The organism is Aliiroseovarius conchicola, from assembly GCF_041403445.1.
GTDB lineage: Bacteria > Pseudomonadota > Alphaproteobacteria > Rhodobacterales > Rhodobacteraceae > Aliiroseovarius > Aliiroseovarius conchicola.
On sequence record NZ_JBGEHL010000002.1, the window covers coordinates 249,930 to 262,486 of the forward strand.

Below are 12,557 nucleotides of genomic sequence, written 5' to 3' on the forward strand. Positions count from 1 at the left end.
TCAGACCTCCAATGAGCGATTGTCTTTTTCGGCGGATACCGCGCGAAGGTAGTGCATCAAACCGGGCAGCACAGTGAAGAGTGCGAAGATCCCGGCCAATACCAACGCCAACCCAGCGGGCCAGTAGTAAAGAGCCACCTCGGGCCGCACATGCAACGGATCACCTGACACGGGTTCCAGCTGGTCAATGGCGCGGTAAATTTGGGCTAAGCCCTGAACATCCGTGGCGCGGAAATACTCGCCACCCGTTGTACTGGCGATCTGACGTAACGTGCCCTCATCAAGGTCGCGCGAGTAGCCCGATCCGACACCAATTGTGTAGATACGGATGCCAAGATCTTCGGCCAGTTCGGCAGCCTTTATCGGATCCATGACGCCTTCGTTGTTGGCTCCGTCCGTCAACAAGACCAGCACGCGACCTTCTTCAGGACGGTCTTTCAAGCGCTTCATCGACACAGCAATCGCATCGCCAATGGCGGTTTTCTGACCAGTCAAACCAACCTGAGCTTGATCCAGCAGGTCGCGCACGACCTCGCGGTCGAAGGTCAGAGGGGCTTGTAGATACGCGCGGTCCGAGAACAGGACCAGACCGACCCGGTCGCCGTCGCGGCGTTCGATAAACGCATCAGCAGCGTCTTTAACCACGCCGAGACGCGTGGTAGCGCGGCCATTCACGGCAAAGTCACGTTCATCCATTGAGCCGGATAGGTCGATGGCCATCATGATGTCGCGCCCTTCAGCAGGCAACGGCACCTCGTCCCCAACATAGGCCGGGCGCGCGATGGCTGTGACCAGAAGCGCCCAGATCAGGCTGGCCAGCAGAAGTTTCCACAACGGAGATTTCTGTTGGGTCGCACCCTGCCCCACACGGTCGCGCAGGGCGGCAAAGAACGGTACTTTCACGGCTCCACCCAGACCCGGATCGACAGGTTTCAGAATAGGTCGGGCGAGAAATGGCAGCGGAAGCAGAACGAAGGCAATAGGCCAAAGAAACGTAATCATGCTTGCCTCCTGATCCATTGGGCAGCGGCATCACGCAGCGCGGACGCTGGCGGGGCGTTTTCGGCAAGAGGTGCGTAAGGTGCCTCGGCCAGATGGGTGGCCAAATCTGGGGACAGGCCGGTTTCTGTCAGGAACGAGACCCAATTTTGGTCTTTCAGCTGACCATTCGAGGCATCCTTGCTGATCGCCACACGGCGCAAAAGCACCGACAGATTTGTAGCGAACGCGATTGGGTCCTGATCCGTGATCTGATCCAATTCACGCAGGGCCAAATAGCGCGTCGTGTGTTTGCGCAGGATATTCCACGCCAAAGCGGCAAGAACCGCTGCACAGGTCGAAGCCAGCAAGATCCACCAACCGGGGGCCAGTGGCCACCAGCCAATCTGCTCGGGCAGATGGATGTCGCGCAATTTTTCAAGCTGCGCGAGCATTTCCGGCGAAAGTTCGAGGGTCATGCGGCGCTCCTTTTACGTTCTTTGGGATGCAAGATCGTCGCAGGATCATCGCTTGTTTGCAGATGATGGATCGCCATTGCGTTCTGACGTGAAATCCGGTCGAGCCGCGAGCGCCGCGCCACAAATTGGGCGGCGTAGTTTTGCAGCTCTGCCTTCGTGACCGAGCCCAGAGATAGCGCAAGATCACCATCGCTGATCCGGCCCGCCTGCGACGGCAAGGCCGCGTCCAACGGGTCGCTGATTTGAATGTTGGTCACATGGGCGGTGCCTGAGAGTCGCCGAAGTTCTTTCGCAGCATTGTCGTCTAGATCATTGAAATCACTAATGACAAAGGCCAACGTGCCGGGGCGACAGGATTTGCGCAACCGGCGCAGCCCATTGGCCAGCGAGACCTCGTCACCGGCCTCAAGATCGGTCGCGGTTTGCTCTGCAACGGACTCCAAAAACCTCAGCACGGCCTTACGCGTCCGGGCCGCACGGAAATCCAAAACGCCTTGGCGCGTCAGGATCAACCCACCAACGCGGTCACCGCCATCATGGCCAACCCAGGACAGCATCGCAGCGACCTCGGCCGCGAGATGAGATTTGAAACGCACGCGCGTGCCAAATTGCATCATCGACCGCAGATCAAGCAGAATGTGAACCGGGCGCTCACGTTCTTCTTGAAACAGTTTGGTATGTGGCAGGCCGGTACGCGCGGTGACGCGCCAGTCGATGGATTTCACATCATCGCCCGGCTGATAGGCCCGACTTTCCGCAAACTCCATCCCGCGACCGCGGAAAATCGACCGGTTCGCGCCCCATTGGTGGGTAGATACCCGACCAGAGGGCGCGAAGCCGGTGAGGCCGCGCGGGGGACGTGCGCGAACCAATTCGTTCAAGGTTGTGGTGATACCTTGCATTGTGCTGCCCTCAGCTGACTGGCACGCGATCAATCAAAGCATCGATAAACCCGTCGGCGGTTTTGCCATCGGCTTCGGCCTCGAAGCTCAGGATCACGCGGTGGCGCAGAACATTGTGAAGGACCGCCTGCACATCGGCGGGTGTCGCGAATTCGGACCCGCGCATCCAGGCATGAACACGCGTGCAGCGATCCAACGCCAGCGTGGCGCGCGGGGACGCCCCATAGGCGATCATCTGGGCCAGATCGTCACCATAGTTTTCCGGCTTGCGTGTGGCTTGGATCAACTGAACGATATATTCTATCAGCGCATCCGACGCATGGGTTTCAAGGGCAGCGCGGCGGGCGGCAAATACTTCGTCTGGGGCCACCATACGTTCAGGCGCTAACGCCTCGCCCACCGCTTCGCCCCGGACGATCCGTAGGATTTCGCGCTCAGCCTCGGGGGCTGGGTAGTCGATATTTACATGCAACAGGAACCGGTCAAGCTGCGCTTCTGGCAGCGGATACGTGCCCTCCTGCTCGATCGGGTTTTGCGTCGCCATCACCATGAACAGGTCAGGCAGTTTGTAGGTCGTTCCGCCGACAGTCACTTGGCGTTCGGCCATCGCTTCCAGCAAGGCGGACTGCACCTTGGCGGGCGCGCGGTTGATCTCGTCCGCGAGGATCAGGTTGTGGAACAGCGGGCCAGATTGAAACTCAAACGTGCCTTGCTCGGGGCGAAACACGTCGGTTCCGGTCAAGTCGCTGGGCAACAGGTCAGGCGTGAATTGGATGCGGCGAGCATCACAATCGATGGTCTCGGCAAGCGCATTGACGGCTTTGGTCTTGGCCAGACCGGGCGCGCCCTCCAAAAGCACATGGCCGTCCGCGAAGAATGCCAAAAGCAGACGATCGACAAACCGTTCCTGCCCGACAATGCGCGCGTTCATGTGTGATTTCAGATAGGTGACCAGTTCATTGGAACCGGCGGTCGTGGTGGTAGCATGTTGGTTCATGATTGGGCCTTTCTTAAGCGTTTTGGGATAAACCTGCTGGGACATGTTCATGCCAAAATGTTTGGATGCCCCGCGGACTGGAGTAGTGCCCGCGGGGACGGGCCGTGAGTGGCGGCTTACTGGAAAATCTCGTCCAGCGCATATCCCTGTTTTGGCAGTGCATCGGGTGCATAGCTGACAACCTCGGGCGAGGTTTCGATTGACTTCAGCGTCATGTTGGCGGAATGGATTTCGCCCCCATCCAGATCGACCACGGCCTTTTCAAGGCCATCAACGGTCGACTTATAGGGAACCACCACGACGTTCATCGCCAGTTTGATACCGGCGTCAGTCATCATCTTAATCGCGGCGTTTTGATCGCCTTTTTGCATGAGTTCGCCAGCGGCATTAATCGTGCCAGCGTGGTCCTGTGTGGGCGTGAAACCTTCGGCGAAGCTCAGACCACCATCAACAGGTAAGCCATAGCCACTGTCACCGGGCAATTTGATCGCAAATTTGGCGGCATCATCACCCAGATAGCTGGTGGCCTGTGCTAAAACCGCGCTTGCGGCATCAATCTGACCGTCAAACATCGCAACACGCGCCTTGTGGACGTCGGTCATCAAGGTGACGCCAATGGCGGGCACGGCAAGTTCGCCTGCCGTCATTTTTGTGACTTCTGTTGTGGCATTTGTGCTTGTGCCAGTGTCGGCCAAAGCGACTTGTCCAATGGCCCCAAGCCCGATTGATGTTGCAACAACTGCGGTGATGAATTTCGAGTTGATCTTCACGATTATTCTCCTTGTCGCGGCGCGCCTGTTGCGCCAGTGAAAAGGAGATAGAGGGTCGGGATTAACTACGCTTGAGGCGAACTTTAAATATTCTTGAACTTTGGAAAAAACATCGCGACGCGTAGGCCGGGCTGGGCATCCGAGAGGCTCAGGTCTGCGTTATGGTGTTCACACACGGCCTGAACCAAAGCCAGCCCTAGGCCGCTGCCGGGTGTGGTGCGCGCACGATCAAGGCGTGTGAAAGGCTCCAACACTTTCTCGCGGTCCCCTTCAGGAATACCGGGACCATTGTCCTCGACGCTCAGGCAGATGTGATCGCCCTGACCTTCAAGGCCCACAGTGATCCGAGCGCCTGTTCCTGCGTGTACGGACGCGTTTTTGACCAGATTGACCAGAGCCTGCTTGATCATCGGCGCGTCGCCCGGCACCTGCACATCCGCAGCCTGTAACACAATGCCCTGCTGCTGTTCATCGGCGAAGGGTCGCATGAACTCGACAACGTCCTCGGCCAGTTTGCGCAGGTCAACGGACGTGAACCGGCTTTTGTCCGGATTGGCCTGAATGCGGGTGATCCGTAACATACTGTCGAAGACAGAGTTCAGGTTTTCGACCTCGCCCAGAGCAGCTTCGATCTTGGGCAGTGGGTCTCCGCCACTTTCGACCGCATCGGCCGCTTCGTTCAGCGCGATTTGCGTGTGGGACAGCGGTGTTTTCAAGTCGTGTGCGATAGCAGAGGCCGTGGCTTTCATCCCCCCCATCAGTCGCGACAGCCGGTCGAGCTTATGGTTCATCCGAACGGACACCCGATCGAACTGATCGTTTCGCGACAAAATCGGCAACCTTGCATCGGTTTCGCCTTCCGCAACCCGACGCAAGGCTGCATCCATCGCATCAAGGCGCGCCAGCGACGTGCGACTGGCCCAAAGTCCCAGACCAAGGATGATGGCCCCGATTGTCAGGCCGACCACAGCCAGACCAATGATCAACCGCTGAGTTGCGCGATCAACGGGCGCCCCGTTGCGACCCACGATCAGCGACATCCGATCAAGCTTTCGCACATTCAGAAAGTAGCTTCCGCTGATCGCTCCGCCGGTCATCGCGGTGATCTGGCGTTCGGTTACACCAACAAAGTCCGGCAATACCGAGATCGGACCGGTCAGGCTAAACCCGCTTTGGTCGATCAATCCAGCCACCCGCTCTGGCGGTTTGATCGCGCGTTCCATTTCATTCAGCGTTGCAATCAAACCAGCCTTTCCTTCCGCCTCAAAAATCTCGCTCAACAGCAAGATTTCGGCCTCAGTCTGGGTCTTGAGCTCGACGCTGAGTGTGTCTTTCACCGCGCGAACCAGCAGGACGCTTGCAACGGTGTAAATCAGCAAGAAAACCAGTAATGCCCGCAGTGCCACCTTGAACGGTTGGCCGGTTGTCAGGTTACCGAGGCGCACGGATCGTGTATCCCATATTGCGCACCGTATGGATCAGCGCCACGTCAAACGGCTTGTCAATCTTCTGCCGCAGCTTGCTGATATGTGTCTCGACCACAGTTGTGCCGGGATCGAAGGTAAAATCCCATACCATTTCCAGTATCATCGTCCGGCTGATGATCCGCCCCGGGCTTTCCATCAAAAGCTGGAGCAGCGCAAACTCCTTGTTCAGCAGTTCGATCGTCTGCCCCTGCCGCGTCGCCGTCCGACTGAGCAGGTTCAAGGTCAAGTCGTGGACCTTAAGCGCGGTTTCCTGTGCCGTTTGCTTGGGGCGACGCGCAAGCGCCGTGATCCGCGCCAACAGCTCTGAGAAATGGAACGGTTTGACCATATAGTCATCGCCCCCGGCCATCAGGCCATCCACCCGATCCTCGACATCCGACAATGCTGTCAGAAATATTACCGGCAACTCGCTGTTTGAAGCCCGTAGCGCCTTGACCACTGACAGACCGTCCATCCCCGGCATCATTCGGTCAATGATTGCAAGATCGACTTGGTTGTACAGGCAATAGGTCAACGCCTCGCGCCCGTCTGTGACCCAGTCGACCACATACCCGTTTTCGACCAAACCATTGCGAATGTACTCCGCCGATTTGGGATCATCTTCTGCCAGCAATACTTTCATAAGCGTTTGATATTGTATTTTTTACCATCGGGAAAGCGGTCAATAGGATCGCTTGTATCCAATCACACCCGGCTAGACTGTCAGCTGGCGAACACCTGCTCCATATCCCGAAAGCCCTTCATTTCAATCGGATTGCCGGACGGGTCGCGGAAAAACATTGTCCACTGCTCGCCCGGTTGGCCTTCGAACCGCGCGGTCGGAGGGATCACCCAATCGGTCCCCACCTCCTCAAGCCGGTCAGCCAGCGCACGCCAGTCATCAAAGGCCAGCACCACACCGAAATGTGGCATTGCCACCATATGCGCACCAACTTTTCCCGTATTGGCGGTGTCAAAAGGCTGCCCAAGGTGAAGGCTCAGCTGGTGACCAAAGAAATCATAGTCCACCCAACTGTCCGTCGACCGCCCCTCTTCGCAACCAAGTAGATCGCCATAAAACGCGCGCGTCTCGGCCAAATCAGTGACATTCAAAGCAAGGTGGAATGGGGTCGGCATGGCAGTCTCCAGAATAGGGTTCTGCAAAACTTATCAGATCGCGAACAAAGGACCACCTGAAACACACGGCTGAAACATGGTCCCACCAAGGAAGCAGATGAGAGGCACGCGCGCTTGCCCCGTTGATGCGCCGCGTCCTTTCGCCTAGCCTGCCCCCAAACCAAACGAGGGAGAATTCCATGTCCGAAGAACGCCAACAGGCCTTTGAAACGCTGCAAATCCATGCCGGGACCGAGCCCGACCCCGCCACCGGTGCCCGTCAGGTGCCGATTTATCAAACCACCGCATATGTCTTTAAGGATGCCGAGCACGCCGCGCGGCTCTTCAATCTGGAAGAAGTCGGCTACATCTATTCCCGCCTGACCAATCCGACAGTTGCCGCATTGCAAAACCGTATTGCAGCGCTTGAAGGTGGCGCGGGAGCGGTTTGTTGTTCGTCCGGTCACGCAGCCCAGATCATGGCGCTGTTCCCGCTGATGGGCCCTGGTAAGAACATCGTCGCTTCGACGCGGCTTTATGGCGGCTCGGTCACGCAGCTTAGCCAAACCATCAAGCGTTTCGGCTGGTCGACCAAATTCGTCGATTTCGATGACGAAGCAGCCGTCGCTGCCGCCATTGATGACGACACGCGCGCGGTCTTCTGCGAATCCATCGCAAACCCCGGCGGCTACATCACCGACATCCCCGCCATCGCGGCCATTTCGGACAAGGCGGGCGTCCCCCTGATCGTCGACAACACATCGGCCACACCCTACCTTTGCAACCCAATCACACTGGGTGCGACGCTGGTTGTGCACTCCACCACCAAATACCTGACCGGCAACGGGACAGTGACCGGCGGTGTGGTGGTCGATAGCGGCAAATTCGACTGGATGGCGTCCGACAAGTTCCCGTCGCTCAGCCAGCCCGAGCCCGCCTATCACGGTCTGACCTTTGCCGAGGCGCTTGGCCCCATGGCCTTTACCTTCCACGGCATTGCCGTTGGCCTGCGTGATCTGGGCATGACCATGAACCCGCAAGCCGCGCACTACACGCTGATGGGGATTGAAACGCTGTCGTTGCGCATGGACAAACACGTTGCCAACGCCGAGAAGGTGGCGAACTGGCTGGAAGCTGACGACCGGGTGGACGCCGTGACATATGCGGGGCTGGACAGCTCGCCCTACAAACACCGCGTGGCCACCGTGTGTCCGAAAGGCGCAGGTGCCCTGTTCACCGTGGCCGTCAAAGGCGGCTATGACGCGTGCGTCAAGCTGGTCGACAGCCTGAACCTGTTCAGCCATGTGGCCAATCTGGGCGACACCCGCTCGCTGATCATCCACTCTGCCTCGACCACGCACCGCCAATTGTCGCCAGAGCAACAGGAAGCGGCAGGCGCGGCCCCGAATGTCGTGCGCATCTCGATCGGGACAGAAGATGCCGATGACATCATCGCAGATCTGGATCAGGCGTTGAGTGCGGCGACAGTCTGATTAAACCGCATCAAGAAGCACCAAAGGCCGCCAACTTGGCGGCCTTTATTATTTCGATGATTTAGTACGCCGCATTGCAAGAGCGTATTCTTCCGTTCGATGTGAGAAGGCAGGAGCTAATAGATTCCCAACACTAAGCACTAAGCACGCCAGTGTCAGAACATACGGAATCAACACAGACCCCCAAAGCCCACCCAGTTTATAAATCGTGGCGGAATCCACCGATATCACCGATCTTACCGTGCTAAATGACACCAAAGGAAAAAACGCTAAACCAATAATAAATACGAATCCAAATCCACGCTCCCAAGTGAGTCCGAGAACAACAGTCAACATCTCTCGCATGAACCCGAGCGCCAAAAAGAAAAAAGTGCATGACGAAATCAAAATCACTGTCAACGCAAGCTCATAAACCGCCATTGATTTGTAGTATTGCGCTGCGATGGCACCCTGAGGGTCCTGATTTATCTTCGACAAAACGACGGCAGGAACCACTTCAAATGCTCTGAGAAATGATAACCCAAAGAAATGTGGAACTACATACAAGATATTTAGGAGAAGGAAGCCCTTAACAAGTTTCTGAGTTCGGGGCGAAGCAACAACAACTCTTTCCGACAATCATCCAATCCCATAAAAAATCGTCCATGTGCTAAACCCTAATTAGTTTTCATTTAACTCAAACACAACCGTAACGCTTGATCCGATCTCAAGTTCCCCCGCCGCGACAGGCATATCCGCTTTCATGCTTTCCATTGCCATACGCCCCATAATGGGGCCCGGATGGGATGCGCCGCCTTCCTGGATCGAGAGGATCGGCCCCAATGATACACCTGCCGCATCCGCCAGCACCGTGGCGCGCGCCATCGCGTCCTTCACGGCATCGGCGCGGGCGGCGTCCTCGGCCGGGCGGCGGTTTTGCAGGTCAAACTGCAAGCCGTTCAACTGGTTCGCCCCATCAGCAGTGACGGCGGACATGATTTCGCCCAGCCGATCAAGATCGCGCACCCGGACGGACACCATCGTGTTGGCGGTGAAGCCCACCAGTTTGGCCGGGCCACCCGAATTGCCGTAGTCATATTGCGGCGACAGATTGACCTGAGAGCTCTGCATATCACGCGCCTCGACGCCCACGTCCGTCAATCGCGCAAAAATGGCTTGCGCCACGCCCGCCACGTCATTCAGTGCCGTACCCGCTTCCTTGGCCTGTTTTGTCACGCCAAGGCTGATCCGCGCCATGTCAGGTTCCACCTGTGCGATGCCTTCACCTGTGACACTTATCCGCCCTTGTGACGCGTCACCTGCCCAAGCAGGGTTTACCACGGCCATCATCAATCCAAAAATCGCTATCGTTTTCCGCATGTTAATCTCCTGTTTTGCGCAGTTTGCGCTGTTCTTCGCCAGCCGCAACCCCTGATTGGGGCGCCCTCTTCCCATGGGCAAAAACCTGCTGTAGTTTCAATGGCGTGCGTCCAGTCAATGGACTGTCTTCGCATGGAACAAGGGTCCCGGCATTTTCCGGGTGGGGTTACGACAGGACGACAGACGATATGAAGCCCAATTTTGCGCTTGATCTCAGTCACGACGGCATCGGTCTTATTCACCGGGGTAAAGGCGGCTGGGCGCTGGTCGGGCAAGTGTCGCTAGAACATCCCCAGTTGTCCAGCGGACTGGATCTGTTGCGACGCAAGGCGGCAGATCTGGAAAGCGGCGGTTTTTCGTGCAAACTGATCGTCCCGCCATCCCAACTGCTGTTCACCAGTATGACCGCGCCCGGCCCCGATGAGGTCACCCGTGAAGCACGTATCCGCGAAGGGTTGGAAGGGCTGACGCCATACGCGACTGACGATCTGGTCTTCGATTGGCAGGCGGACCCGGCCGAGGACGGGATGGTTCACGTGGCCGTTGTCGCCCGCGAAACCCTGGACGAGGCGCAGGCGTTCGCTCTGGAACACAAGCTCAACCCCGTAAGCTTTGCGGCCCGCCCAAGCGGGAGCTTCGTGGGCGAGGCGTTTTTTGGTCCCATCGCTGATGGCGCAGTGGTTGAACGCGACGCCGAGCCAGTTCCAGATGTCTTGGGGCTGCCCGCCGGAGAGCCGCCAATAATCCCAGCGCAGGTGGTTGAACCGCCCTCCCCGCCCGTAGAAGAAACTAAGCCAAAGCGCCCCGATCTTGCGCCGTTCCCGCTGACGCTGGATGATCCCACACCGCCGCCTGCCGCGCCCGTTCCCAATGCCAAACCCAAGCCGCCATCACGCGCCGCTGAAGTGCCCGAGCCCGCGCCACAGGCGACCGCCCCTGACCTCGCGCAGCCATCTGCCCCGGCCGACATAGCCCCTGACCAAGACTTGCCCGATCAGGTGTCAGGCATTGTGCCTCCGCCACCGCCACCGCTTGAGGCGGCGGTTGATGAACCTGAATTGCCTGCATTTTCATCCCGCCGGGCTGATATTTCTGCGGCGGACAACGAATCCGTGCAGCCCGCCGCCGACGTAACGAGCGATGATCCTGCAAGCGCGGATGCGTCGGTTGACGAGGTAAGCGTCACGCCCCGGATCTCGTTCGGTTTGGATCGCACTGACGAAACATCAACTGATACCCAGCCTGAAAGCCCCGCAGCAGAGCCGAAACCCACGCCCGTGCATGTTCCTGTGACAGCACCGGTGGCCTTCGGCGACGACCCTGCATTGAAAGCGCGCAAGGCCGGTTCCAAGGCGTCCCTGAAAACTGCGGCCCGGAAGGGCGCGGCCGGGCTGGAGAAGGCTGCGGATGTCGCGGGAGCTTTGGGGCGCAAGGCGGCCAAAAAGATCGGCGGACAACGAAGGGACCGCCCGAGCGATCACCATGCCGCTCTGCCGGCACATGCTGGATTGAGTTCAAAAGCACTAGACAGCACGCAACGCGGCGTCAAAAGCGACTCCGTCACGACGGCGATCGCACCACCGCCCCCCTCGCAAACAAGCGGCGAACGGACACCCCCCTCTCGGCGTGCGCGCGAGGCGGAAACTCTGACCGTGTTTGGTGCACGTCAGTCCCAAACCGTTGGTGGGAAACCCAAATTTCTAGGCCTATATCTTGTGCTGGGCCTGCTTTTGCTGATGGCCGTCGTCGCAGTCTGGTCTCGGTTTTTCCTTGGCGATGTGACTGCATGGTTTTCGTCTTCAGAGCAGGATCCGTTTGAAGCCGCGATCTCGACCCAGACGGAAAGCGATTTGGACGAGGCAGCGATTGGCGATCTGTATGGTGAACCCGAGGTGGCGCCCCCCCCCGCAGACGACACGCCGTCCACTACTGGAAGCGATCCGCTGACCCCAGAAGCGGCCCGCGCGCGGTATGCAGCCACCGGAATTTGGCAGCGCGCGCCCGAGCCGATGCCCGACCCAGAGACAGCTCGGCTGGATGACCTTTATATTGCGTCGATTGACCCGCTCAGCGGCGCGCAGGACGCCATCGCGCTGCCGGCCCCAGTGCAGACAACGAGCGTCGCCCAAGACATCAATACCATCGCCCCTCCGCCGTTGGGCACCACATTCGCGCTTGATGGTAATGGCTTCGTACAGGCAACGCCCGAGGGCGCGTTAACGCCGGGCGGGGCGATTGTTTTCGCAGGGCGACCACCGTTGGTTCCGGCCCCTCGGGCGGGCGACGCACCGGCCACCGATGTCGAGACCGATGCCGCAGCAGACACTGCCGACGCCACCACCCCCGGCCAGCCAACAATTCGGCCCCGCGCCCGCCCTGAGGGTCTAATTGAAGGCAATGAAAGACTGCAACTGGGTGGTCGCACCCGTGTCGAACTTGCAGCACTTCGCCCCCGATACCGTCCTACGACGCCCCGCGCGGTCGCACAGGCAGCGGCGATCACCGCCGCCCTTCAAGCGGACAATTCTGAGGCCGGAAACCCATCAACGGCAGCACTCGTATCGCCCACTAAACTGGCGATTGATACATCCATAGGACCACGTCACCGCCCCAATGGATTCGGCAAAATCGTGGCCCGTGCGTTGGAGCGTGGCGATGCGTCAGATGGCTCGGTCGTGGTCGCAGCGGCCTCTCCGCGTCAAACCGTTGTTCCGAAAATCCCGACCCGCACTTCGGTTGCCAAACAGGCAACGATCAAGAACGCCATCAATCTGCGCAAGGTTAGCCTGATCGGTATTTATGGCTCGTCATCTGCACGCCGCGCCCTGGTACGTATGCCCAATGGGCGTTACGTGAAAGTAGGCGCCGGCAGTCGACTGGATGGCGGCAAGGTCTTGTCGATCTCATCAACCAAGCTGACCTATAAGAAGGGCTCGCGCACCATCACGTTGGAGGTTCTGCCATTCGGCTGAACTAAGATGCCCGACGATCAAGCCG

Annotated in this window: 12 protein-coding genes; 2 read left to right on the forward strand and 10 right to left on the reverse strand. The window is 58.6% G+C overall.

All coding sequences use genetic code 11. From position 1 onward, the window contains the following. From V6N04_RS04140 to V6N04_RS04175, 8 genes are all read right to left on the reverse strand, one after another. Entirely contained in the window at nucleotides 1–1,002 is a 1,002-nt protein-coding gene (locus tag V6N04_RS04140; protein ID WP_371168868.1) for a vWA domain-containing protein, read from the reverse strand. Next, the gene (locus V6N04_RS04145; RefSeq protein ID WP_371168869.1) at nucleotides 999–1,457 is read right to left on the reverse strand and encodes a DUF4381 domain-containing protein; all 459 of its coding nucleotides are present in this window, start codon (nucleotides 1,455–1,457) and stop codon (nucleotides 999–1,001) included. The genes V6N04_RS04140 and V6N04_RS04145 overlap by 4 nt, the downstream gene beginning before the upstream one ends. Continuing rightward, nucleotides 1,454–2,359 carry a DUF58 domain-containing protein gene (locus V6N04_RS04150; RefSeq protein WP_371168870.1) on the reverse strand — a complete coding sequence of 302 codons (906 nt, stop codon included), beginning with the start codon at nucleotides 2,357–2,359 and terminating at the stop codon, nucleotides 1,454–1,456. Before V6N04_RS04150 ends, V6N04_RS04145 begins: the two co-directional genes overlap by 4 nt. A 10-nt stretch (nucleotides 2,360–2,369) precedes the next feature. Then, complete coding sequence (locus V6N04_RS04155) at nucleotides 2,370–3,356, reverse strand: AAA family ATPase (protein WP_371168871.1); 987 nt, start codon at nucleotides 3,354–3,356, stop codon at nucleotides 2,370–2,372. A 116-nt stretch (nucleotides 3,357–3,472) separates the two neighbouring features. Beyond that, complete coding sequence (locus tag V6N04_RS04160) at nucleotides 3,473–4,126, reverse strand: YfdX family protein (RefSeq protein WP_371168872.1); 654 nt, start codon at nucleotides 4,124–4,126, stop codon at nucleotides 3,473–3,475. An 83-nt stretch (nucleotides 4,127–4,209) separates the two neighbouring features. Next, complete coding sequence (locus tag V6N04_RS04165) at nucleotides 4,210–5,571, reverse strand: HAMP domain-containing sensor histidine kinase (protein WP_371168873.1); 1,362 nt, start codon at nucleotides 5,569–5,571, stop codon at nucleotides 4,210–4,212. Then, complete coding sequence (locus tag V6N04_RS04170) at nucleotides 5,558–6,235, reverse strand: response regulator (protein ID WP_371168874.1); 678 nt, start codon at nucleotides 6,233–6,235, stop codon at nucleotides 5,558–5,560. Before V6N04_RS04170 ends, V6N04_RS04165 begins: the two co-directional genes overlap by 14 nt. A gap of 80 nt (nucleotides 6,236–6,315) precedes the next feature. Then, nucleotides 6,316–6,729, reverse strand: a complete 414-nt coding sequence (locus tag V6N04_RS04175; RefSeq protein ID WP_371168875.1) for a VOC family protein — start codon at nucleotides 6,727–6,729, stop codon at nucleotides 6,316–6,318. Between the two features lie 179 nt (nucleotides 6,730–6,908). Between V6N04_RS04175 and V6N04_RS04180 the strand changes: the two genes are divergently transcribed. Continuing rightward, nucleotides 6,909–8,201: an O-acetylhomoserine aminocarboxypropyltransferase/cysteine synthase family protein gene (locus V6N04_RS04180; RefSeq protein WP_371168876.1), complete on the forward strand. Its 1,293-nt coding sequence runs from the start codon at nucleotides 6,909–6,911 to the stop codon at nucleotides 8,199–8,201. Nucleotides 8,202–8,249: 48 nt separating this feature from the next. Here V6N04_RS04180 and V6N04_RS04185 read toward each other — a convergent pair whose 3' ends face one another. Continuing rightward, a complete protein-coding gene (locus V6N04_RS04185) occupies nucleotides 8,250–8,819 on the reverse strand; it encodes a hypothetical protein (protein ID WP_371168877.1) in 570 nt (189 codons plus the stop codon). A 42-nt stretch (nucleotides 8,820–8,861) separates the two neighbouring features. After that, nucleotides 8,862–9,560 (reverse strand): SIMPL domain-containing protein, encoded by a 699-nt coding sequence (locus V6N04_RS04190; protein WP_371168878.1) that lies wholly within the window; start codon nucleotides 9,558–9,560, stop codon nucleotides 8,862–8,864. Nucleotides 9,561–9,748: 188 nt separating this feature from the next. On the opposite strand from V6N04_RS04190, the gene V6N04_RS04195 reads away from it, so the two are divergent. After that, nucleotides 9,749–12,532 (forward strand): hypothetical protein, encoded by a 2,784-nt coding sequence (locus tag V6N04_RS04195; protein WP_371168879.1) that lies wholly within the window; start codon nucleotides 9,749–9,751, stop codon nucleotides 12,530–12,532. The last annotated feature ends 25 nt before the right edge of the window (nucleotides 12,533–12,557 follow it).